29 protein-coding genes and 1 pseudogene are annotated in these 20,894 nt (G+C 74.8%); 17 read left to right on the top strand and 13 right to left on the bottom strand.

Annotated elements, in window-relative coordinates:
* Positions 1 to 61 precede the first annotated feature (61 nt).
* A complete protein-coding gene (locus WDV06_RS27245; RefSeq protein ID WP_395512432.1) occupies positions 62 to 832 on the top strand; it encodes a neocarzinostatin apoprotein domain-containing protein in 771 nt (256 codons plus the stop codon).
* A gap of 51 nt (positions 833 to 883) precedes the next feature.
* Here WDV06_RS27245 and WDV06_RS27240 read toward each other — a convergent pair whose 3' ends face one another.
* Genes WDV06_RS27240 through WDV06_RS27230 form a run of 3 tightly spaced genes read right to left on the bottom strand, consistent with a single transcriptional unit; the run spans position 884 to position 1,869 of the window.
* Positions 884 to 1,318, bottom strand: a complete 435-nt coding sequence (locus WDV06_RS27240) for a VOC family protein (RefSeq protein WP_395512431.1) — start codon at positions 1,316 to 1,318, stop codon at positions 884 to 886.
* A gap of 35 nt (positions 1,319 to 1,353) precedes the next feature.
* Entirely contained in the window at positions 1,354 to 1,506 is a 153-nt protein-coding gene (locus tag WDV06_RS27235) for a hypothetical protein (protein ID WP_395512430.1), read from the bottom strand.
* A 57-nt stretch (positions 1,507 to 1,563) separates the two neighbouring features.
* On the bottom strand, positions 1,564 to 1,869 hold the full coding sequence (locus WDV06_RS27230; RefSeq protein WP_395512429.1) for a hypothetical protein: 306 nt from the start codon (positions 1,867 to 1,869) through the stop codon (positions 1,564 to 1,566).
* Between the two features lie 136 nt (positions 1,870 to 2,005).
* On the opposite strand from WDV06_RS27230, the gene WDV06_RS27225 reads away from it, so the two are divergent.
* Both WDV06_RS27225 and WDV06_RS27220 read left to right on the top strand, forming a co-directional pair.
* Positions 2,006 to 2,938 carry a helix-turn-helix transcriptional regulator gene (locus tag WDV06_RS27225; RefSeq protein WP_395512428.1) on the top strand — a complete coding sequence of 311 codons (933 nt, stop codon included), beginning with the start codon at positions 2,006 to 2,008 and terminating at the stop codon, positions 2,936 to 2,938.
* 123 nt (positions 2,939 to 3,061) lie between these two features.
* On the top strand, positions 3,062 to 3,571 hold the full coding sequence (locus tag WDV06_RS27220) for a RidA family protein (protein WP_395512427.1): 510 nt from the start codon (positions 3,062 to 3,064) through the stop codon (positions 3,569 to 3,571).
* A 49-nt stretch (positions 3,572 to 3,620) separates the two neighbouring features.
* Here WDV06_RS27220 and WDV06_RS27215 read toward each other — a convergent pair whose 3' ends face one another.
* Positions 3,621 to 4,103 (bottom strand): DedA family protein, encoded by a 483-nt coding sequence (locus WDV06_RS27215; protein WP_395512426.1) that lies wholly within the window; start codon positions 4,101 to 4,103, stop codon positions 3,621 to 3,623.
* Between the two features lie 263 nt (positions 4,104 to 4,366).
* Here WDV06_RS27215 and WDV06_RS27210 point away from each other — a divergent pair, with 263 nt between their 5' ends.
* Positions 4,367 to 4,978, top strand: coding sequence for a GOLPH3/VPS74 family protein (locus WDV06_RS27210; protein ID WP_395512425.1), 612 nt, complete (start codon positions 4,367 to 4,369; stop codon positions 4,976 to 4,978).
* A gap of 419 nt (positions 4,979 to 5,397) precedes the next feature.
* Here WDV06_RS27210 and WDV06_RS27205 read toward each other — a convergent pair whose 3' ends face one another.
* Entirely contained in the window at positions 5,398 to 6,768 is a 1,371-nt protein-coding gene (locus WDV06_RS27205) for an aminotransferase-like domain-containing protein (RefSeq protein ID WP_395512424.1), read from the bottom strand.
* A 76-nt stretch (positions 6,769 to 6,844) separates the two neighbouring features.
* Here WDV06_RS27205 and WDV06_RS27200 point away from each other — a divergent pair, with 76 nt between their 5' ends.
* On the top strand, positions 6,845 to 7,507 hold the full coding sequence (locus WDV06_RS27200) for a LysE family translocator (protein WP_395512423.1): 663 nt from the start codon (positions 6,845 to 6,847) through the stop codon (positions 7,505 to 7,507).
* 55 nt (positions 7,508 to 7,562) lie between these two features.
* Here WDV06_RS27200 and pgm read toward each other — a convergent pair whose 3' ends face one another.
* Complete coding sequence (pgm, locus tag WDV06_RS27195) at positions 7,563 to 9,203, bottom strand: phosphoglucomutase (alpha-D-glucose-1,6-bisphosphate-dependent) (RefSeq protein ID WP_395512422.1); 1,641 nt, start codon at positions 9,201 to 9,203, stop codon at positions 7,563 to 7,565.
* Positions 9,204 to 9,429: 226 nt separating this feature from the next.
* On the opposite strand from pgm, the gene WDV06_RS27190 reads away from it, so the two are divergent.
* Entirely contained in the window at positions 9,430 to 9,660 is a 231-nt protein-coding gene (locus tag WDV06_RS27190) for a hypothetical protein (protein WP_395512421.1), read from the top strand.
* Positions 9,661 to 9,721: 61 nt separating this feature from the next.
* On the opposite strand, the gene WDV06_RS27185 is transcribed toward WDV06_RS27190, so the two are convergent.
* Together WDV06_RS27185 and WDV06_RS27180 are read right to left on the bottom strand one after the other, a co-directional pair.
* Positions 9,722 to 10,912, bottom strand: a complete 1,191-nt coding sequence (locus tag WDV06_RS27185; RefSeq protein ID WP_395512420.1) for a spore photoproduct lyase family protein — start codon at positions 10,910 to 10,912, stop codon at positions 9,722 to 9,724.
* Between the two features lie 132 nt (positions 10,913 to 11,044).
* Positions 11,045 to 11,530: an MSMEG_6728 family protein gene (locus WDV06_RS27180; RefSeq protein WP_395512419.1), complete on the bottom strand. Its 486-nt coding sequence runs from the start codon at positions 11,528 to 11,530 to the stop codon at positions 11,045 to 11,047.
* A gap of 149 nt (positions 11,531 to 11,679) precedes the next feature.
* On the opposite strand from WDV06_RS27180, the gene WDV06_RS27175 reads away from it, so the two are divergent.
* The 4 genes from WDV06_RS27175 (at position 11,680) to WDV06_RS27160 (ending at position 13,876) form a co-directional block, all read left to right on the top strand.
* Positions 11,680 to 12,567 (top strand): hypothetical protein, encoded by an 888-nt coding sequence (locus WDV06_RS27175; protein WP_395512418.1) that lies wholly within the window; start codon positions 11,680 to 11,682, stop codon positions 12,565 to 12,567.
* Positions 12,568 to 12,773: 206 nt separating this feature from the next.
* The gene (locus WDV06_RS27170; protein ID WP_395512417.1) at positions 12,774 to 13,142 is read left to right on the top strand and encodes a PRC-barrel domain-containing protein; all 369 of its coding nucleotides are present in this window, start codon (positions 12,774 to 12,776) and stop codon (positions 13,140 to 13,142) included.
* A gap of 20 nt (positions 13,143 to 13,162) precedes the next feature.
* Positions 13,163 to 13,366 carry a hypothetical protein gene (locus tag WDV06_RS27165; RefSeq protein WP_395512416.1) on the top strand — a complete coding sequence of 68 codons (204 nt, stop codon included), beginning with the start codon at positions 13,163 to 13,165 and terminating at the stop codon, positions 13,364 to 13,366.
* A 102-nt stretch (positions 13,367 to 13,468) separates the two neighbouring features.
* On the top strand, positions 13,469 to 13,876 hold the full coding sequence (locus WDV06_RS27160; RefSeq protein WP_395512415.1) for a VOC family protein: 408 nt from the start codon (positions 13,469 to 13,471) through the stop codon (positions 13,874 to 13,876).
* A 237-nt stretch (positions 13,877 to 14,113) separates the two neighbouring features.
* On the opposite strand, the gene WDV06_RS27155 is transcribed toward WDV06_RS27160, so the two are convergent.
* Both WDV06_RS27155 and WDV06_RS27150 read right to left on the bottom strand, forming a co-directional pair.
* A complete protein-coding gene (locus tag WDV06_RS27155) occupies positions 14,114 to 14,377 on the bottom strand; it encodes a GlsB/YeaQ/YmgE family stress response membrane protein (protein WP_395512414.1) in 264 nt (87 codons plus the stop codon).
* A 69-nt stretch (positions 14,378 to 14,446) separates the two neighbouring features.
* Positions 14,447 to 15,073 (bottom strand): TetR family transcriptional regulator, encoded by a 627-nt coding sequence (locus tag WDV06_RS27150; protein WP_395512413.1) that lies wholly within the window; start codon positions 15,071 to 15,073, stop codon positions 14,447 to 14,449.
* 99 nt (positions 15,074 to 15,172) lie between these two features.
* On the opposite strand from WDV06_RS27150, the gene WDV06_RS27145 reads away from it, so the two are divergent.
* From WDV06_RS27145 to WDV06_RS27135, 3 genes are all read left to right on the top strand, one after another.
* Positions 15,173 to 15,352 carry a hypothetical protein gene (locus WDV06_RS27145; protein WP_395512412.1) on the top strand — a complete coding sequence of 60 codons (180 nt, stop codon included), beginning with the start codon at positions 15,173 to 15,175 and terminating at the stop codon, positions 15,350 to 15,352.
* Positions 15,349 to 15,624, top strand: a complete 276-nt coding sequence (locus tag WDV06_RS27140; RefSeq protein ID WP_395512411.1) for a DUF4190 domain-containing protein — start codon at positions 15,349 to 15,351, stop codon at positions 15,622 to 15,624. The genes WDV06_RS27145 and WDV06_RS27140 overlap by 4 nt, the downstream gene beginning before the upstream one ends.
* A 117-nt stretch (positions 15,625 to 15,741) precedes the next feature.
* Entirely contained in the window at positions 15,742 to 16,473 is a 732-nt protein-coding gene (locus tag WDV06_RS27135; RefSeq protein ID WP_395512410.1) for a hypothetical protein, read from the top strand.
* Positions 16,474 to 16,609: 136 nt separating this feature from the next.
* Here the strand turns inward: WDV06_RS27135 and WDV06_RS27130 are convergent.
* Positions 16,610 to 16,675: pseudogene (locus WDV06_RS27130) on the bottom strand (hypothetical protein); the annotation flags it as partial.
* Between WDV06_RS27130 and WDV06_RS27125 the strand changes: the two are divergent.
* The 4 genes from WDV06_RS27125 to WDV06_RS27110 all read left to right on the top strand — a co-directional run bounded on the left by WDV06_RS27125 (position 16,674) and on the right by WDV06_RS27110 (position 18,593).
* Positions 16,674 to 17,105, top strand: coding sequence for a hypothetical protein (locus tag WDV06_RS27125; protein ID WP_395512442.1), 432 nt, complete (start codon positions 16,674 to 16,676; stop codon positions 17,103 to 17,105). The pseudogene WDV06_RS27130 and the gene WDV06_RS27125 sit on opposite strands and share 2 nt — an antisense overlap.
* A 24-nt stretch (positions 17,106 to 17,129) precedes the next feature.
* Positions 17,130 to 17,270 (top strand): hypothetical protein, encoded by a 141-nt coding sequence (locus tag WDV06_RS27120; RefSeq protein ID WP_395512441.1) that lies wholly within the window; start codon positions 17,130 to 17,132, stop codon positions 17,268 to 17,270.
* Positions 17,271 to 17,273: 3 nt separating this feature from the next.
* Positions 17,274 to 17,420 carry a hypothetical protein gene (locus tag WDV06_RS27115; protein ID WP_395512440.1) on the top strand — a complete coding sequence of 49 codons (147 nt, stop codon included), beginning with the start codon at positions 17,274 to 17,276 and terminating at the stop codon, positions 17,418 to 17,420.
* 639 nt (positions 17,421 to 18,059) lie between these two features.
* On the top strand, positions 18,060 to 18,593 hold the full coding sequence (locus WDV06_RS27110; RefSeq protein WP_395512409.1) for a cysteine hydrolase family protein: 534 nt from the start codon (positions 18,060 to 18,062) through the stop codon (positions 18,591 to 18,593).
* Between the two features lie 58 nt (positions 18,594 to 18,651).
* On the opposite strand, the gene WDV06_RS27105 is transcribed toward WDV06_RS27110, so the two are convergent.
* The gene (locus WDV06_RS27105; RefSeq protein WP_395512408.1) at positions 18,652 to 20,244 is read right to left on the bottom strand and encodes a phytoene desaturase family protein; all 1,593 of its coding nucleotides are present in this window, start codon (positions 20,242 to 20,244) and stop codon (positions 18,652 to 18,654) included.
* Entirely contained in the window at positions 20,231 to 20,677 is a 447-nt protein-coding gene (locus WDV06_RS27100; RefSeq protein ID WP_395512407.1) for an SRPBCC family protein, read from the bottom strand. Before WDV06_RS27100 ends, WDV06_RS27105 begins: the two co-directional genes overlap by 14 nt.
* Between the last annotated feature and the right edge of the window lie 217 nt (positions 20,678 to 20,894).

Genomic DNA, 20,894 nt, shown 5'->3' with positions numbered 1-20,894 from the left:
ACGGGAGCGACGGAAAGGGGCGGCGATGGGGCCGTGGGGGGTACTCGGGAGGGCCGGGCTCGTGGCGGCCCTGGCCGGCGCCGGGCCGGCCGGGGGCGCGGTGGCACAGGCGGTGCCCACGGCCCCGCAGCTCGCGGTGAAGCGGACCGCCGGGCTGCTCGACGGGGACGTCGTCGGGTTCTCCGTCGGGGGCGGGCCGCCCAAGGCCTTCGTATGGGTGGAGATGTGCGCTCCCGACACGGTGGCGGGAGCCTGTGACGAGGCCACCGGACGGCAGTTCCGGGTGCTGCCGGACGGCACCCTCGACCCGTCGCCCAAGAAGCTCTACGCGCGGCTCGCCACCGGTGCGGGCACCTTCGACTGCCGTACCGCGACCTCCGCACACCCGTGCCGGCTGGCCCTGACGGACAACACCGGCGCCGTCCTGGCCACCGTCCCGCTGGCCTTCCGGCCCCACGGCGCGCTGGAGGCGCCCCCCACCGTCCGGGTGGATCCGTCCGAGGCACTGGTGGACGGTCAGTCCGTGCACGTCACCGGACGCGGTTACGAGCCGCAGTACCACTCGCTGGTGATGGAGTGCGCCGCCGGCTCCACCGAGGCCACCGGCTGCCGTCCCCGCAGCCGCCCGCCCGCCACCACCGACCAGGGGCGGCTGGACGAGACGGTCGCGCTCTCGGCGTCCTTCACCACCGTCGACGGACGCACCGTCGACTGCCGGGACGCGCCGGGCTGCGAGGTGGTCGTCTTCGGGACGCGGGTGCGCGGCCCGCACGCGGTGTCCGTACCCGTCCGCTTCGCCCCGGCGGACACCCCGGCGCCCCGTGCGGGGTGAGCGGCCGCTCCAGGGGCGGGGCGGCGGCCGGGGCGGGGGAGCCCGTCCGGCTCAGTGGCCGCCGAAGTCGGGGAGGGTGATCGAGCCGTCCTCGTTGAGCGGGAACCCGGGATTGTGCGCGACCTCCCAGGCATGGCCGTCCGGGTCGGTGAAGGCGCCGGAGTAGAACCCGACGGCGTTGACGGCGGCGGGCTTGGTGATCGTCGCCCCGGCCCGTTCCGCCGCGGCGAGCAGGGCGTCCACCTCCGCGTCGGAACGGACGTTGTGCGACAGGGCGATCCCGCCGAAACCGGTCGAGGGCCCCGGCTCCAGGCCGCACTCCCGGGCGAGTGCGCCGCGGTCCCACAGGACCAGGGCCAGACCGCCCGCCTGGAAGAAGACGGTCTCCTCGACCTCCTGCCCCCGCCAGCCGAGCGCCTGGTAGAAGGCCTTGGCGCGAGCGAGACCGGAAACCCCGAGCGTGACCAGGGTGATGCGCTGTTCCATGGGGCCACGGTATGCCCCGCCGGGCGCGGGGTGGTTCAGCCGCAGGTGGACACGGAGCAGGGGGCGCCCCTGCTGATGCCCGGCAGGCGGGCGATCTCCCGCCTCAGGCTCGCCCGTTCCGGTGCGGAGAGCCGGTCCGGGAAGCGGACGTCCAGGGAGGTGCCGCCGTCGGATTCCGATCCCCACACGTGCGTCGCCCCGTACTCCGCCGGGCGGCCTTCGATGGTCCCGAGGGGCGGCCTCGATCAGGGGCTGGTCTCGGGCCGGTAGGTGTGGGGCGGGGTCCACACGGGGGCGAGGTGGAAGTGCCGGACGTAGGCGGCGCAGCACGCGAGCGCCGCCGCCGTCACCATGGCCCCCAGGACGCCGGCCGGGCGCGCGGTGACCGGGCGCCTGCGCGGGTCCGCGTACGCCGCGACGAATCCCGCCGACCGCCTGCGCAGGGTCAGCAGCGAAAGCACCACGGGAAGGGCCGTCAGGACGAACAGCCCGCCGAAGCCTGTCGGAAACCCCCAGGCCACGACGGGCACGGCGACGACCGTCGCAGCCACGGCAAGGCCCTTGCGGATCCAGTGGACGGGCGCCGGGTGATTTCCCCGCCCCGCACGGGCGGCGTAGCGTCGTAGGCCCAGGAACCGCTCGGGCCCGCCCGGCGGCCCCGGCGTCGAGTCGTGGAAGGTGCGGATCGTGGAGCGGTTGTCGTTCGCCAGTGAGAGCCTGAACGAGACGGAGGCCTTCCTCTCCTCCGCGTACACGCCGATGCGCATCGGCGGCCGCCCGGAGCGGACCGGGACCCGGATCGAGCGGCGCGAGGCCCGCGGACTGACCGTCGACGAACTCGCCTTCGACTACACGATGGCCTACGACGCCGGCTGCCTGGAGCGGATCTGCCTGCTGACGATGCACGAGGGCACCGTCGTCGACACCACCGGCGGCAAGGAGGAGTTCCACGGGCCCGGAGAGACCTTCCTGATCGCCCAGCCCGACCGGCCGTACACCGGCGAGGTCCGCGCCGCCTCCTACACGATCACCATGTTCGATCCCGGCCTCCTCACCGGCGTCGCCGCGGCTCCCGGCCCCGTACGCCTGACCGGGCAGCGCGCCCACGACGCCGACGCCGACCGGCTCCTGGAGCGGACCGTCGCCTACCTGCGCGACGACGTCATGGCCGGACCGGCGGCCGACGAGCCGCTGGTCGTCGCCGGCGCCGTCCGCCTCCTGGCCGCCACCGTCCTCGCCGCCTTCCCCCACACCGACGCCGACTCCGCCCCGGGCGCCGGCCGGGACGCCACCAGCGACACCCTGCGCCGCGCCGTCGACTTCATCGAAGCCAACGCCCACCGCGACATCGGCCTCGCCGAGATCGCCGCCTCGATCCCGCTCACCCCCCGCGCCGTCCAGTACGCCTTCAAGCGGCACGCGGGAACCACCCCCCTCGCCCACCTCCGCCGCGTCCGCCTGGCCCGCGCCCACGCCGAGCTGAGGTCCGCCGACCCGGCCACCGCCTCGGTCACCTCCATCGCGGCGAAATGGGGCTTCGGGCACTTCGGGCGCTTCGCCGCGGCCCACCGCGCCGCCTACGGAGTCAGTCCGGTCTCCCTCCTGCGCACCCGCCGCTGACCCGGGCGCGGCCCGTCCTCCGTCTCCGGCTGACCTCCGCTCGACCCCCGTACGAGGAGTTCTCCTACCGCCCGTGACAGCGTCGGGGCTCCAGGCTCCACCGGGGACGAAAGGACCAAGGGAATGACCAAGTCAGGGCGCAGGTTCGGCATCGGCGCCGTGGCGGCCGCGATCGTGGCCGCGATGATCACCTTCACGGCGCCGGAGGGAGCCAGCGCGCACGACCAGGCGCGCCGGGGCTGGGACCACTTCGGGTTCGGGGTGCCGTGGGAGGAGTCCTACGGGTACTCGCAGGGCATCAGGGCCGGTGACACGATCTACATCTCGGGGCAGGTCTCCCACGACGCGGCCGGGAACTTCGTGGGCGCCGGCGACTTCGAGAAGCAGGTCCGCACCTCGTTCGACAACCTCGACAAGGTCCTCGCCCACTACCGGGTCCCGCGCAGCCAGATCATCAGCATGAAGATCTTCACCAAGGACCTGCGCAAGAACTTCGACACGGCCGCCAGGCTGCACAAGGAGTACGTCGGCGACCACCGCACGACCGACACCATCGTCGGCGTCAGCGACATGTCGGTCCCCGAACAGCTCGTCGAGATCGAGGCCATCGTCCAGGTCTCCCCGCGCTCCTGACCCCGCGGCCCGGGCGGTCCGGCGGAACCCCCGCCGGACCGCCCGGGCCTCAGGACTCCCCGGCCGCGGTCTCTGCGCAGGAGCGGGCCGCCCTTCTTCTGCGGTACGCCACCACCCCGCACACGGCGAGGAGGAGGACGGCCACGGCCGACACCCCGAGCGCCGTCCGCTCGGCGAAGAGCCGGCCCAGCACTGCGAGGACGCCGAGGCCCGCGGTCGCGTAGATCAGCGCCCAGGCCGCTCCGCCCACGAAGAGGGCGGGGAGGTAGCGCGACAACGGCATCCGCATGCTGCCCGCGAGGAAGTTGGCGGCGGTCTGGAGACCCACGGTCAGGAAGGACACGGCCACCACCGGCGCGCCCCACCGCTGGATCGCCCGCTCGACGCGCAGGAACCTGGCCGAGGAGATCCGCGCGGAGAGCCGGCTGCGCCGGGCTCCCGCGCCGGCGAGCCACCCGACGGCGAACGTCCCCCCGGCGCGGAGCAGGACGATGGCGTACAGGGCTCCGGCCGTCAGCGCGACCTCATCCACGGCCCCTCCGGTCACTGTCTCCCACCTGCACCCCGCCTCTGTCCGTTCCGTCCCATGGGCCGCCGCCCGTGCTGTGGTACCGCAAACCGGATCCGCGCGCAGGCAAGGCAAGCCTAACCGAACGTGCATGCGGAGACTTGATTCCCGCTCCAGCGCGGCGACCGGACGTGCCGCCGTCCGCGGAGCGCGCCGCACGCCCACCCTCCTCGCCCGGAACGGTCCGCTGCGCCTACCATCGTGGATGTCTGCGAGGGGAGATGCCCGTGAGCACGGCGAAGGACCTGTTCGTTATCGCGCTGGACCCGAAGGCCGAACGGCCCGTGGGGCAGGGCGATTTGTCGCTCGCCCTCGCGGGAGCGGAGCTGATCGATCTGATCGCGGCGCGGACCGTCACCCTGGACGGCGACCGCATCGTCCCGGGCGGGACCGGGGCTCCCCCCGACCGCCTCCTGGCCGAGGCGGCGTCCGCCCTCGTCCGGCACACGCCCTACGAGCGGGTCGAGGACTGGCTGTGGCGGCGGGGCCACGACCTGGCCGCCGCCTACCAGGCCTCCCTGGAGGAAGACGGGCAGCTCGTCCGCACCCGCGCCGGCCGCTCCCCGTTCGGGGCCGACCGGGTGGAACCGGCCGACACCCCCGACCTCCGGCGCGCCCTCGACCGCCGCGCACGCAACGAACCCGTCCTCGCCGTCCTCGCCGCGGCCGTGGGCCTCGACGACGCCCCGCCCGAGGCCGCACCCGGCGCCGACCCCGGGGACGAAGCGGTCACCACCGTCCTGGCCGTCGTCCACGACGCGGTGATGGAACTGGAGGCGGTACGCCAGAGGCGGTCCATCGAGAAGGCCGCCTTCGCCAACGTCTGGCGCGCCCCCTGACCCGTTCCGCCACCGGTCGGGGCGTCCAGCGGGCGGTGCCGTCCGCCTCCCGGGCCACGTACGGGGCCGCCCGCCGGCCGGAGGCGAGGCCGTACGGTTCCGGGTGCGGGGGAGGCGCCGCGGAGGCGGCGGCCGGCCGGTGACCAGGCTGTCCGGGGCGGCCCGTGCCCCCTCGGCGCACCGGCAGCCGGGCCGGCGAGCAGGTGCTCCCTGACGGCGCCGTCCGGGAGGATCCGGCCGATGCGCCCAGCCCACGCCCCCGCACCACCCCCGCGCCCGGTACGAGCCCGTCGGCCTGACGGGGACGCGGTCTCGCCCGCCGGGCCGGAACGTCACCGGCAGGGCCGGCCCGGCCGTGTGCGCCGGCCCCGGGCGGGCGAACCGCAGCCGCCGACCGGTCGGCCGGCGGTGGGCCCGGGTCAGTACAGGAGGTCCTCCGGCGTGCCGGCGGCCGTCAGGGCGAGGGTTTCCAGCGCTCCGGCCAGCACGGGGAGCGGCGGTGAGGCCAGCCCCACCCGCACCGCGGACGGGCTGGTCCGGCCGTCGACGGTGAACGCGGCGGCGGGCGTGACGGCGATGCCCCGGCGGGCGGCGGCCGCGACGAACGTCTCCGCGCGCCAGGCCGGCGGGAGTTCCCACCAGACGTGGTACGAGCAGGGGTCTGACCGCAGGGCCTGCCCCGCCAGGATCCGGCGGGCGAGGCGCTGGCGTTCCGTCGCGTCGACGCGCTTGGCCTCCTCGATCGCGGCCACCGTGCCGTCGCCGATCCAGCGGACCCCGGCTTCGAGGGCGAAACCGCTCGGCGTCCAGCCGCCGGAGCGCAGCGCGGCCGTCACGGAGGCGCGGAACCGGGCCGGAACGACGGCGAATCCGGTGGTCAGCCCGGGAGCCGCGCGCTTGGACAGGCTGTCGACGAGGACGGTCGACTCCGGTGCGAGCGCTGCCAGCGGAGGGGTTCCGGGCCGCAGGAAGGACCAGATGGCGTCCTCGACGAGGGGCAGGCCGAGGCGCTCCAGCGTGGCGGCGAGCGCTGCGCGGCGTTCCGGCGCGAGGGTGGCGCCGAGGGGGTTGTGGAGGCGCGGCTGGAGGTAGAGCGCGTGCAGCGGGGTGGCCCGGTGGACGGCCGGCAGGGCGTCCGGGAGCAGGCCGTCCGCGTCCGTCGGCAGCGGGACGAGGGTGATGCCGAGGCGTTGCGCGAGTGCCTTGACCACGGGATACGTGAGTGCCTCGACGCCCAGGCGCTGCCCGGGCGGCACCAGGGCGGTCAGGGCGGCGGCGATGGCCTGGCGGCCGTTGGCGGCGAACAGCACGTCGTCGGCGCCCGCCCGCCAGCCGGCCCCGCCCCCTGCCCCGTCGCCGGCCGCCGCGCCGGTGTCGGAGGCGAGCGAGGCGAAGGCCGCGCGGGCGGCGGCCGTTCCCGCCGCACCGACCGGCCGGAGCGCGGCGTCCAGCGCATCCGCCCGCAGCATGGGCGCGAGCCCGTGGGCGAGCAGGGCGGACTGCTCCGGGACGACCGGATAGTTGAGCTCCAGGTCGACTCGGGCGACGGCGGGCTCGGCGAGCGCCACGCCCGGAGTGCCCCGGGCCGCCCGCACGAAGGTGCCGCGGCCGACCTCGCCCACGACCAGCCCGCGCCGGACCAGTTCGCGGTACACCCGGCCGGCCGTGGACCCGGCGATGCCGTGCCGACGGGCGAAGGCACGCTGTGTCGGGAGCTGCTCGCCGGGACGCAGCCGCCCGTCGGCGATGGACGCCGCGATCTCGTCGGCGATCACACGGTAGTCGTCCATCGGGGCATCCCTCCTCATTGCACCGAGTGCAAAGTCATTATTGCACCGACCCGGTGATCGCCCCTAGCCTCGCCGCATGGACGCACTCACCTCCGCCGTCGACCCGTCGGGCATGCTCGGGATCGCCGCCGTGGCCACCGGCATGGTCCTCACGCCCGGCCCGAACATGCTCTACCTGGTCTCCCGCTCCCTCACGCAGGGCCGCCGCGCGGGACTGATGTCCCTGGCCGGGGTCGTCCTCGGCTTCCTGGTCTACCTCACCGCCGTGACCGCCGGCATCGCCACCGTGTTCGCCGTCGTACCGGTCCTGTACACCGCGATCAAACTCGCCGGCGCGGCCTACCTGCTCTGGCTCGCCTGGCAGGCCGTCAGGCCGGGCGCCACGCCCGTCTTCTCGCCGCAGGAGCTGCCCGCGGACTCCCCGCGCAAGCTCGTCACCATGGGTTTCCTCACCTGCCTCCTCAACCCCAAGATCGCCGTCATGTACATCTCGCTGCTGCCGCAGTTCGTCGTCCCGGAACGCGGCCACGTCGCCCAGCAGAGCTTCCTGCTGGGCCTGACGCAGATCGCCGTCGCCGTCACGGGCAACGCCCTCATAGCGATGAGCGCGGGCAGCATCTCCGCCTTCCTCGCCCGGCGCCCCGGCTGGCTGCGGATCCAGCGCTACGCCATGGGCACGGTCCTCGCGGGACTGGCCCTGAACATCGCGACGGACCGGGCCAAGGCCGTCGCCGCCTGATCCCCGGACCGGCCGGGCCGGGGGAGGCCGGGCCGGCTTCAGGCGGGGCCGGGGGTCAGGAGGAGAGGGCCGTCGCGACGACCGACCGGGCCGCTTCCTGGACGTGGGCGAGGTGTTCGGGGCCCCGGAACGACTCCGCGTAGATCTTGTACACGTCCTCGGTGCCCGAGGGGCGGGCCGCGAACCACGCGTGCTCGGTGGTCACCTTGATCCCGCCGAACGCCGCCCCGTTGCCCGGGGCGCTGGTGAGCACACCGGTGACCGCGTCACCGGCCAGCGTGTCCGCGGTGACCTGCTGAGGGGAGAGCCGGCCGAGGACGGCCTTCTCCTCCCGGGTGGCCGGTGCGTCCACGCGGGCGTAGGCCGGCGCGCCGAACCGGGCGGTGAGCGCGGCGTACCGCTCGGAGGGGCTCTGCCCGGTGACCGCGAGGATCTCCGAGGCGAGCAGGGCCAGGAGGATGCCGTCCTTGTCGGTGGTCCACACGGAACCGTCGCGGCGCAGGAACGAGGCCCCCGCGGACTCCTCGCCGCCGAACCCGAGGGTGCCGCCGGCCAGGCCGTCCACGAACCACTTGAAGCCGACCGGTACCTCCACCAGGTCCCGGCCCAGGTCGGCGGCCACCCGGTCGATCATCCCGGAGGACACCAGGGTCTTGCCGATGCCGGCGGACACCGGCCAGCCCGCGCGGTGGCGGTAGAGGTAGTCGATCGCGGTGGCGAGGTAGTGGTTGGGGTTCATCAGCCCGCCGTCCGGGGTCACGATGCCGTGCCGGTCGGCGTCGGCGTCGTTGCCGGTCGTGACGTCGAACCGGGCCCGGCCCTCGATCAGCGACGCCATCGCGTACGGGGAGGAGCAGTCCATCCGGATCTTCCCGTCCCAGTCCAGGGTCATGAACCGCCAGGTCGGGTCGGTCTCCGGGTTGACGACGGTCAGGTCGAGGCGGTGCTCCTCGGCGATCCGCCCCCAGTAGGCGACCGACGCGCCGCCCAGCGGGTCGGCGCCGATGCGCACGCCGGCCGCGCGGACCGCATCCAGATCGAGCACGGAGGGCAGGTCGCGGACGTAGCTGCCGAGGAAGTCGTACCGCCCGGTGGTGGGGGCCGCGAGGGCCCGCGCGTACGGGAGCCTGCGGACCTCCTTCGAACCGCCGGCGATGATCTCGTTGGCCCGGTCCTGGATCCAGCCGGTGGCCTCCGACCCGGCGGGGCCGCCGTGGGGCGGGTTGTACTTGAACCCGCCGTCGCCGGGCGGGTTGTGCGAGGGGGTGACGACCACCCCGTCGGCCAGGGCGCCGGTGCGGCCGCGGTTGTGGGTGAGGATGGCGTGGGAGACCGCCGGGGTCGGCGTGTAGCCGTCCGCGGTGTCGAGGAGGAGGGCCACTCCGTTGGCGGCGAACACCTCGACCGCCGTCACCCGGGCGGGTTCGGACAGGGCGTGCGTGTCGGCGCCGAGGAACAGCGGCCCGTCGATGCCCCGCCCGGCCCGGTACTCGCAGATGGCCTGGCTCGTCGCGGCGATGTGGTCCTCGTTGAACGCGGTGGCGAGGGACGAGCCGCGGTGCCCGGAGGTGCCGAAGGCGACGCGCTGGGCCGGGTCGCCCGGGTCCGGGTGCAGGGCGTAGTACGCGGTCACCAGCCGCGCCACGTCGACGAGGTCCTCCGCCCGCGCCTGCTGCCCTGCTCGCTCGTTCGACATCCGTTCGCTCCTCCGTACCGTTCGGGGCCCCGACGGCGCCGGCGCCGTTCCATGGCCGTGCCGCGACGGCCGCGCCGGTCACTCCGGCGGCCGTCGTCGTGATCCTCCTCCCCCCACGGCCTACCCAGCGGGAGCCACTCCTACCGGCCGGGTTCCCCCGGGCTGAGCCGTCCGATAACGGGTAGACGCCGGCGGTCGGGACCGGTCGAGGAGAGGAGTGCGGGCCATGGACGGCACGCGGCACGAAGCGGCGGGCGGCAAGGAGCACAAGCGGCAGGAGCCGGGGATCGGCCGTGAGGAGCAGATCAGCGAGCACCCCGGCCCGGACCCCGTGCACCCCGAGGCCGGCGACCCGGTGGCCGGCAGGTCGCCGGAGGAACTGCGGGAGCGCCAGGAGCGGAACATGGAACGCGGCCGGAGGGAACGACGGAGGGACCAGCGCGGGGCCGGCCGGTGACCGCGCCCGGCGCCAAAGCCACCGGACCCGGGTCCTGGCGGCACGCCCCGGGTCCGCGCGGTCAGAAGGCGTACCTGATCCGCAGCCAGGGCGCGCGGGCGGCCACGAGGGCGCGCAGGGTCTCGACGGCCCGCGCCTTCACCCCGTTGCGGTAGCGGACGTTCCAGCTCCCGTTCTCGGAGCGCTTGGGCTGCTGGAGACCCGGCTGCCACAGGACCTCCTCGGCGCGCGGGTGCCAGCCCAGGTTGAGGTCGTGCAGGCCCTCGTTGTGCGTCAGCATGATCACTTCCGCGGCCGCCTGGGCCTTCACCGCACCGGGCAGGACGTCGTCCATCTGCTGGAGCAGGTGGCCCCAGTCCCGTTCCCATCCGGGGCGCAGGACCACCGGCGAGAGGTTGAAGTGGACCTCGTACCCCGCCTCCAGGAAGTCCCCCGCGGCGGCGATCCGGCTCTCGACCGGGCTGGTGCGGATGTCGAGCAGCCTGGAGTCCGCCTGCGGCATGACGGAGAACCGGACCCGGGTCCGTCCGCGCGGCTCCAGGAGCAGGAGGTCCGGGTTGACGAACTTGGTGGCGAAGGAGGCCTTGGCGGCGGGCCACCGAGCGAAGGCGCGGACCAGGTCGGCGACGTTGTCGCTGATCAGGGCGTCGACGGAGCAGTCGCTGTTCTCTCCGATGTCGTAGACCCACGCCGCCGGGTCGCACTGGTTCGCCTCCGCCTTGGGGCCGAGGCGCGCGAGGTGCCGGGAGAGGTGGGCGATGATGCGGTCGATGTTGGTGAAGACGGTGACCGGGTTGGCGTAGCCCTTGCGGCGCGGGACGTAGCAGTAGGCGCAGGCCATCGCGCAGCCGTTCGCGGCCCCGGGGGCGATCCAGTCCGCGGAGCGTCCGTTGGGGCGGGTGGTGAGGGTCTTCTTCTCACCGAGCACCAGGACCTCGGACTTGGTGCGCACCCAGCGGTCGATGTTGCCCGCGTTGCCGTGGAGGTCCGGGATCCCCCAGTGCGAGGGGACGGGGACGACCTCGGCGTCGGGGAAGCGGGCGAGGACCTGACGGCCGCGCGCCGAGGCCGCCGCCGCGGGCTCCGCGTGGATCACCCGCACGGACAGCATGCGGCGGGCCGCCGGGGCGTCGCGGAACAGCGGACGGGCACCGGCGGCGGGACGGAGCTCCCGGCCCGTGTCGAGGTCGTCCAGGGCGAACAGGGCGTCCTGGGGGTCCGCCGGCCGGCCCGGGTGCGGGTGGGCGCCCATGTGCGTCTCTCCTGCGAGATCGTCGCGGCTGCCCTGCGCGGGCGCTGCCCCGGGGGAGGGGCCCCGGTGGACCCTCCACTGTAGGCGAACGCGAGCGGGGCCCGCTGCGCGCCGACACCCGCCGGACGCCGCTCAGATCCGCCGCGCGCGGGGGTCGCGGTCGGAGGCGGGCCATACGTACGGCAGGTCGTCGGGAACCCCGGGGAAGTGCCCGCGGTAGAAATCCGCGTCCTTGCGCACCAGCGCCGACTGGTGGCTCCGGTGGAAGTCCGGGTCGCCGAGCCACGGCGGCAGGTCCCCGGCGGCGGCGAGCCGCTCCTGCGTGCGGGGCTCGGCGTCCCCCTGCAGCCAGGCGCGGAAGTCCCGGACCAGGGAGACGGCGCAGGTGTCCCCCCGTCCCTCGGCGGTCCACACCCGGCAGACGTCCAGCCCGTAGCGCACCAGGGCCTCCTCGTAGCCCGCCCACATGCGCACCGCCGGATGATTGCGCCACCCGTAGCCTGGCACCGTCAGCCCCCGCAGCACCTGCAGGGCCTCGACGCGCTGCTTCCCGAGCCGCCGCCCGTCGAGGACGGCGGCCGAGTCACGGAACGACGCGAACGGCAGGAAGGTCTGCACGGTGCCTCCTCACCTCGGCCGACGACCGCCCGCACCCCGGGCCACGCCCGGCGACTGCCCACCACGGACCGCGCCAACCCTCCGCCGCGCCCACCGCCCCTTCCCCGCCGGGTCGTGCGGGGCGGGGCCGCCGGGCCCATGGTGGTGGTGTGGACGTGGAGCAGGTGATCAGCGAGCTGTACGGGCTCCGCCCAGCGCAGTTCACCGCCGCGCGCGGCGCGTACACCGCCCGCGCCCGGCAGGAGAAGGACGCCGAAGCCGCCCGCCGGATCGCCGCCCTGCGCAAACCCACCCTCGCCCTGTGGGCGGCGGGCCTCTTCGCCCGCGCGCGCCCCGCCGAGGCCCGGGCGCTGCTGCGCCTGGGCGGGCAGCTGCGGACGGCACACCGGGAACTGGACGGTGCACGGCTGCGCGCGCTCTCGCACGAGCAGCACCGGGTGATCGGCGCCCTCGCCCGCGAGAGCGCGCACCTCGCCGGCGAGGCGGGGGAGCGGATCAGCGAGAGCGTCCTGCGGGAGATCGAGCAGGTCTTCCACGGTCTGCTGGCCGACGAGGACGCGGGCCGGCAGTGGCTCGCGGGCCGGCTGACGACGGCCCCGAAAGCCCCGGTCGGCTTCGAGGGCGTGCAGCCCGCCCCGGGAGCCGTCCCGCCCCCGCCGGCCACACCCCCCGCCACCCCGCACGAGCCGCCGGCCCCGCCCCGCCCGGAGCGGGACGCGGCGGCCGAGCGGCGCGCGCGGGAACACGAGCGGCGCGTCGAAGCCGCCCGGCGGGCCGCGGCCGACGCCGCCGCCGCACACGAACGGGCCCGGGCGGAACTCACCGAGGCCGCCGTCGCGCTGGAACGCGCCCGAAGCGAAGCGGCAGCCGCACGGGAGGAGCTCCACGCGGCGCAGCGACGCGCCGACGCCGCCGAACAGGCGGCCGGCGACGCGCACTCGCGCCACCAACGGGCCGAGACGGCGGCCGGGAAGGCCGGCCGGACGGCCGAGACCGCCACCAGGCGCCTCCGGGACGCCGAACACAGCGCGGCATAGGGGACGTACGGCCTTGTGCACCCCACCGACCCGGCCTGCACGGAGCCCGGCTCCCCCTGCGGCCGGGTGATCTACGCGCACCGGGTGGCCGACGTGCTGGTCCGCCCGTGGCCGGCCCACGGCGCGACCTGTGTGAGATCCGCGGGACGGGGCAGCCGGGACAGGGAGACAAGGTGGTAACCGCACCACGGAAAGGACCCCCCTTCATGAACGAGAACGCCTGGGACTACCGCGAGACGGACGCCCGGCCGCAGGGCATCGACCTCCGCGGGTTCAAGGTCGAGGCCGTCGACGGGAGCATCGGCAAGGTCGACAAGCACTCGGACGAGGCCGGCTCCGCCTGGATCGTGGTCGACACCGGCCCGTGGATCTTCGGCAAGGAGGTCCTCCTGCCGGCCGGCACCGTCTCGCGGATCGACGTCGCCGAGGAGACCGTCCATGTGGACCGGACCAAGGAGCAGATCAAGAACGCCCCGGAGTTCCACCGCGAGACGCACCTCGGAAACGCCGACTACCACGACGAACTGGGCGCGTACTACCTCCTGGGAGCCCCCTTCGGCGGCCGCCCCTTCTGACCGGTACGAGGAGCACGGGCGTGAACGAGCACGAGCAGCACCACCGCAAGCACCACGAGGGCACCCCTCCCTCGAAGGCCGTGGGGGAGAGCGGCGACCGCGAGGCCCGCCGGGAAGCGGAGGACGCGGTCATGCCGGGCAGCCAGGACGGCGAGGCCGGCGACGCCCTCACCCCGAACACCGACGCCCAGCGCCGTACGGCCCGCCGCGACAGCCGGCACTGACGGACCCGGGCGCGGCCCCCGGCGGCCGCCGGGGAGCCGTGCCCGCCCCGATCCGGCCATGACACCACGTATGCGCGCGGCAGCAGAGGGCACACGGGGTTCATGACCGTACCCAAGACAAGCGTTCTCGTACTGGACTGCGCGGAGCCCGAACCCCTGGCCCGCTTCTACGCCTCCCTGCTGGACGCCCGCGTCGGGCCGGCCGAGGGCGACCCGGACCTCCTCCTGGTCACCGGCCCGCCGGGCACGGTGCTCGGGATCCGCCGGGACCCCGACCGCGTACCCCCCGGCTGGCCGGTCCCCGAAGGCCCCGAGCAGCCGCACCTGCGGATACTGGTCACCCCGGAGGGGCTCGACGAGGCCGAGCGCGAAGCGGTGGCCCTGGGAGCGCGCCCGGTGGCGGCCGAAGGGGACGACTCGGACCCCGGGACCAGGACGACGCAGCGCCGCTACGCCGACCCGGCCGGCCACGCCTTCGTCCTGGCCGCCGCCCGGGTCCCCGTGCCCTGACGCCCCCGGTGGACGGCGGCTCGCGCTACCGCAGACCCGTGAGGAGGAACCGACGGCGTGGGAGGGCGGCGCGCAGCACGATCCGCACCATCAGCCATGCGCCCCGCACCGCACACCGCATGCCCCACGCCGTCGCCCGCGTCGTCGCACGCCGGGCGACGGCGCGGGGCGTCATGCGCCGGATCAGCCGTCGCCGTCTCATGCGCCGTCGCCTGCCCCGCCCCGGAAGGGCGTTCATCAGTGTCTCCGGCCCACCACGAGGCGGTAGACGCCCAGGAGGATGAGGGCGCCGACGATGGCCGCGATCCAGGTGGAGAGCTCGAAGAACCCGTCGATGGATGTGACGTGGAAGATCACCTTGCCGAGCCATCCTCCGAGGAGGGCGCCGGCGATACCGATCAGGATCGTCACGACGCAGCCGCCCGGGTCGCGCCCCGGCATGAGGGCCTTGGCGATGATCCCGGCGAGCAGACCCAGGACGATCCAGCCGATGATGCTCATGAAGCGCCCCTTGTCACTGTTCGTTCCGTGTGGTTCTTCTGCGCCTCCCAGCGGATTCCAAACGCGGGGTCACCCGCTCCAGTGCAGGCGCCCCAGATGGATCAGCCGGAGCTGGGCCCGGGCGGTCCCGGCGGCGGCCGACCAGTCCTCGCCCCGCAGCGAGGCGGCGAGGAACGCCGAGGCCGTCATGAACATGTGGTCCACCAGCAGCCGGGCCAGCATCCGTACGTCGTCGGCGGCCCAGCCCGTACCGGAGGGATCCGCACGCAGGGCGGCCCCGATCTCGTCGGCGAAGGCGTCCAGCTGGGCGGCGATGGCCGCGCGCACCGTCGGCACCCCTCCGTGCCGCTCCCGCACCAGGAAGCGGACGTGCGCGGGCCTGCTGCGCACCAGCGCGGCGACGAGGCGCACCGCGGCGTCACCGCGCCGCTCGGGGTCACCCGTCGCGGCCAGCATGCCCCGTACCGTGACGTGCAGGGAGGCCAGGGCCTCTTCGACGAGCGCGATCCCGAGTTCGTCCATGCCCCGGAAATGCCGGTAGAAGGCGGTGGGGGAGACGCCGGCGGCCCGCGTGACCTCCCTGAGGCCCAGACTGCCGAGGCTGCGCTCCTCCAGCTCCGACAGGGCCGCGTCGAGCAGGGCCCGTCGGGTGCGGCGACGCTGGATCTCGCGGGTTCCGGTGGTGTGCGGGCTCATGACGGGCAGTCAAGCGCGTCACACTCGTGCGCCGCCAGCATGAAGCTGATTGGACCGGGTAGTCAGTGCACAACTGTTACCTGAACGGAAGGACGGCCCATGCTCTTCCTCGTAGGTGCCCTGCTGGTCCTCGGTGTCGTGCTCGGCGCCGTGGCCCACGTCCCCGTGCCCGTCAGCGTGGGCGCCGGCCTCGCGATCGCCCTGTGGCTCGCCGTGTTCGCCGCGCGCGAGCGCCTCCCGGGCCGCCGCCGGACCGCGGGCGGCGGAGGTGCGAGGTGAACACGCGGACCCGTGGGGACCTCCGGGCCCGTGACCGGATCGGCGACGCCGACGCGATGGCCGTCACCGCGTTCGTCCTCGGCCTCGTGGGCCTCCTCGTGACGAACCTGATCCTCGGCCCGATCGCCGTCGTCCTCGGTGCCCTCGCGCTGCGCCGGCGCACCACCAGGCCCGGCCGCGCCCGCCTGGGCATCGCCCTGGGGGTGGCCGACCTGGCCGTCCTCGCCTGCCTCGTCACCGCCGACGGCACGTGGTCGTGGAGCCTCGCCTGACCGTGCCGTGCCCGGCGGCCGCGCCGGACGGGAGCCCGGCTCGCCCCGCGGACGTGGGACGTTGCAGGGAACGATCTCTTTGTACACACTGCACTACCGGGCGATGAGGAGGAGACGATGAGCGCGGCCCACGAGGCACGGCAATGGCCGGACGAGGTCAGTGTCGACAACGCGAGGACGACGCTGCTGCAGCTCCTCGCGCGGGCGGGGGTCCCCTCCGGTGACGCGCGCCAGCTGATCGGCCTCGTCGAGGCGGGCGTCCTGGCCCTCGCGCACGCGGAACTCGACAGCGCCGGCCGGACCGTCCCCGGGGACAAGGGCGAGGAGTACCGCTCGGGCTGGCTCGACGGCGCCGAGGCCCTCCTGGACGACCTCGGCGCCGTCGCCGAGCGGACCCTGGCCGGGGTCGCGGGGCCGGAGGGCGACCACGGCAGGGCAGGCGGCCACCCACGGCCCCGGCGCATGGAGGTGGAGCGGGCCAAGGTCGCCGTCACCCCCCTCTACCTGTCGTTCACCGCGGCTTCGGAGCTGGACCCGGAGGTGACCGAGGAGGTGCTGATCGCCGTCCTGGGCACGATGGGCCCCCGGCAGCGGGCCGGCTACGCCGGACGGCTGACCGAGTTCGCCGCGCTGCACCGCGGCCGGCTGGAGCGGCTGTTCGCGGCGTTCGGACCGGACAGCGCCACCATGGTGCACGGCCGCTACTCGCTCCTCCACTCCGTGACGAGCATCGCCGTACTGGAACGGCTCCTCGCCTCCCCCCAGGTGCTGCGGGAGCAGTGGGAAGCCGCGGAGCTGCCCCCGGCGTGGCTCGACGGCCTGACGTCCGCCTGGGCCGCCGCGGCCTGACCCCGCGGCGGAGGAAGGCGGGGCCGTTCTGGCCCTTGGGGCCCGTGCCGCAGAAGAGGATCGCCTCGCCGAGTCCCTTGACCGTGCCCGTCATCATGCCGATGGCCGGCCCCGGCACGGCGCCCGCACCGCCCGCCATGGCGCCGGTCGCCGTTCCCACGACCGTGCCCAGGTAGATGCTGCCGCCCAGGTGCTTGAGCATGCACCTGTTCCACTCGTCCTCGGTCCCGGGCTTGTCGATCCGGTCCGCCGGGGACATCCGGGCCGCGCTCTTCGGCGCGGGGGCGGTGGGAGCCCCGTCGCGCACCGCGATGGTGGGCGGCGTCACGACCCCGGTGACCGTGTCCCCGCCGACGCCCTCGATCGTCTGGGTCAGCCTCTTGCCGTCCAGGGAGAGCCCGACCCTGTGGGTGGCGCCGTTCGGCTCCCGGACGATGCCGGGCCGTACGGTGGCGGCGTCGCTGCCCGGAGCGCCGGTGCTCGTCCGCGCGACGTACATCGTGGACCCGGCCGCGGAGTTGACGACGGGGACCGTGACGGTCGCGTCCGTCGTCCACGGCTGGTTGTCGGTGTCGAAGGTCCAGGTGCCGGTGACCTTCTTGCCGACGGCCGCGAAGTCGACCCGGGCGTAGTTCTTCGCCGGGACGTCCACGGCGATGCCGTTGATGGTCGTCTCGTCCGAGGTGTACATCTGCGTCGCGGACAGCCGGCTGGAGATCATGGCCTGGACCGGCGCGGAGACCCCGACCGAGGTGGAGACGCCGGCCGAGAACGACTGGGCCCAGCCGGAGTGGTAGACCGTGGTGAAGATCTGCTTCATCGTGCTGTCCGTGCCGTTGTACCAGACGGACGAGGCGACCTGGCGGGGCAGGACCTCGGGCCGCCCCTCGGACTTCTCCGTCCACGCACACGTCGACGTCCGCCGGGAACACAGGTCCGCGTGGTAGTCGAGGGCGAGGCTCCTCGCCTCGGCGGCCTTCGACGCGGGCGCCGTCCACTCCCGGCTCGCGCTGCCGTCGCAGACGTTGGGCTGGGCGAGGATGCCCCACAGGTGGAGGCCGCCGCGGTTGTCCATGCACCACTCGGTGCCGTTGGAGTCGTCGCGCCGGACGATCCCGAACACGTTCGGCCGGCCGTCGACGGGCCGGAAGTGCCACTGCTCGCCGTCCTTGCCGCACGACTGCTGGACGGCCGGCCGGCTCGCGTGGACGCACTTCCCGGGGGAGGCGTTGGCGAGGTTGAAGGTGCCGGGGGCGCCGAGCCTGATGAGGCGCCGGTTCGTGTGGTTGGCGCCGTCGGGGGTGACGGAGATCTGGTTCCCGTCGTTGTCGCCCGTCGCGTTGAGCGTGCCGTCCGTGTTGGTGAAGGTGTACGCGTCACCCGCGGCGGCGACGGCGAGAGCCGGTCGGGTTTCCGGGGGAGCTTCCGTGGTGGGCCGTCCCGCTCCGCCGGACGGCCGAGCCCCTTCGCCGACAGTCACGCACACCCGCTCCGTACCGCGTACCCGCAACAATCCGGAGTGACAGGGTGAACCCCACGGCCCGGCCACTCGGGGAAACGCGGGGGAGACGGCCACATTCGACGGCATGGACAACACGGCCGTGGTGGTCATCGACATGCTCAATCCCTACCGGCACCAGGACGCCGACCTCCTGGTCCGCTCCGTCCGCGCCGCGCTGCCCGGGGTGGTGGACGTGATGTCCGCGGCGAGGGCCGCCGGCGTGCCGGTCGTCTACGCCAACGACAACTTCGGCCAGTGGCGTTCCCACCACGGCCAGATCGTCGACATCGCCCTGGCGGGGGAGCACCCCGAGCTGGTCGAGCCGGTCCTGCCCGACGACGACTCCCTCTTCGTCGTCAAGGCCCGCCACTCCGTCTTCTACGAGACCCCCCTCGCCTACCTGCTGGGCACCATGGACGTCACCCGCCTGGTGCTCGTGGGCCAGGTCACCGAGCAGTGCGTGCTGTACTCCGCCCTGGACGCCCACATCCGCCACCTCGACGTCGTCGTCCCCACGAACGCGGTCGCCCACATCCACGCCGACCTCGCCGATGCCGCGCTGCGCATGATGGAACGCAACATGGGTGCCCGGCTGACGGACGGCCCCGTGCCCCTGTGACCGGCCGGCGCGCCCGCCGGGGGCCCCGCCCCCGGCCCCGTCGCAGCCCGGCAGCCGCTCAGCCGGCGCGGCGCGGCAGCCGGGCCGGGAACCGCCGGCCGCGCAGGGCGGTCCGGGCCGCGTTCGCCCCCGGGGCGCCGTGGACGCCGCCCCCCGGATGCGCGGCGGCGGAGGCGAGGTAGAGCCCCGGGACGTGCGTGGTCGGCCGGCCGGTGCCGGGGACCGGGCGGAAGAAGAGCTGCTGGTGCAGGGCGGTGGTGCCCTGGTTGACGGCCCCGCCCACCAGGGCGGGGTCGAGGCGTTCGAGGTCGGGCGGGGCCAGCACGCGGCGGGCGCGCACCGTGCCGGCGAAACCGGGCGCGTACCGTTCGACCTGCGCCTCGATCCGGTCGGCGATGGCGTCCTTCTCCCGCTCGTCCCAGCGGCCGGTGATGCCGGCATCGCCCGCGTCGCCCGCGATGTCCTGGGGGACGTGCGTGTACGCCCACGCCGACTCGGTGCCCGCCGGGGAGCGGGCGGGATCGGCGGTGGTCATCTGCCCGAGGACCGCGAACGGGGCCGACGGCACCTGCCGCATGGCGATCTGGGCGGCGAACAGCGTCAGCTCGTCCACACCGTCGGCCAGGTGCACCGTACCCGCCGTCCCCGGCCCCTCGGCGGACCAGGGGACGGGCCGGGACAGGGCCCAGTCGATTTTCACGGTGGAGAAGTCCCACTGGAACCGCCGCAGATCGCCCCGCAGGCGGTCGGGCAGGTCCGCGGGCCGCAGCAGTTGTTCGTAGAGCACGGGCGCCGGCACCGCCGCCAGGACCGCCCGGCGGGCCTCCACCAGTGACCCGTCCACCGTACGGACCGCCGCCGCCCGGCCCCCGCGCACCACCACCTGCGCCGCGGCCCGCCCGCAGTGCAGCACGCCGCCGTGCGCCCTGAACCGCCGCACCAGGGCGTCGGTCAGCGCCTGGGCTCCGCCTTGCGGCACGGGGAAGCCGTGGGCCTGGCCGAGCATGCACATCAGCCAGCCGAAGCCGCCGCCGAGCGCCGACTCGGGCGCCAGGTCGGCGTGGAGGGCGTTGCCCGCGATCAGCAGGCGGCCGCCCGCACCGGCGAACTCCTCCTCCCCGAACCGGCGGGCCGGCAGCAGCATCCTCCGGGCCACCCGCAGCCCCTCCGCACGGCCCAGCCGCAACGCCAGCCTCCCTCCCGCGCGCACCGGAGGGAACGGCGTGAACAGACAGTCCATCAGCAGGTCGCCGATCCGCTCCCACAGCCCGCACAAACGCAGCCACGCCTCCCCGTCCCCGGGGGCGAACCGTTCCAGCGAGGCCGCCGTCGTCTCCGGATCGGCGGCCAGGACGGCGCAGCGGCCGTCCGTCAGCGGATGGGCGACCACGGCCGGGGCTCGGCTCCAGCACAGCCCGTACTCCTCCAGGCGCAGCCGCCGGATCACCGGCGAGGCGGCGGCGAGCGGGTAGAAGGCGCTGAAGAGGTCGTGCACGTACGCCGCGTCCAGACCGCGGTCGCTGCGTACGGCCCCGCCCGGCGACGGCCCGGCCTCCAGGACGACCACCTGCCAGCCGGCATCGGCCAGGACGTTCGCGGCGACCAGCCCGTTGGGGCCGGCCCCGATGACGACCGCGTCAGGACCGGTCACCGCTGTCGCCGTCCTCGCATTCGCGGGCCAGGCGGGCCAGCAGCAGGCGGTGGCGTACCTGGGCGACGGCGTCGACGGCCGCGTGGTGGAAGGACCAGCCCCTGCCCCTCAGGGGATGCTCGTCCATGACGACCAGCGTGTCGGACCCCCAGGGGCGGACCTCGAAGGCGATCCGCGCGCTGGAGTTGCCGGCGACGGCCTCCAGCTCCAGGCGGTCCGGTGCCTCGTTCACCCGCACGACGGTCTCGCCCTCGTAGTGCAGGGGCCCGAGCCTGACCCGGTAGCGCAGGGTCGAACCCTCCTGCGGCCACCGTCCGTGCGCCTCGGTGGAGTCGTGTGTCCCCACCACCCAGCGCGCGTACCGGTTCCCGTCCTCCAGGACCTCCCACACCCGTGCCGGCCGGGCCCGGACCAGTCGGTGCTGCACTGCCATGACCGCCTCCCGCGCGGCTCGGGGTCTCCTGGGCCGCGCCTACCCGCGCCGGCCGCACCCCACGCGGAGCCGGCCGGCCCCGGTCCCGCGCCGGGCGCCGAGGGCCCGCAGCGCCGCCGGCAGGGCCGCGGCCTGTGTCTTTTACACATTTACGAGCCCACCAGACCGGTTAAGGCATGTGGGTTTTTGGGGTTGTTGTTTTATATCGTGGGGGGGG

This window comes from Streptomyces racemochromogenes, from assembly GCF_044129415.1.
Classification (GTDB): Bacteria; Actinomycetota; Actinomycetes; order Streptomycetales; family Streptomycetaceae; genus Streptomyces; species Streptomyces racemochromogenes_A.
The sequence above is the reverse complement of the archived record's forward strand: the minus strand, read 5'-3'. Positions and strand labels throughout refer to the sequence as shown.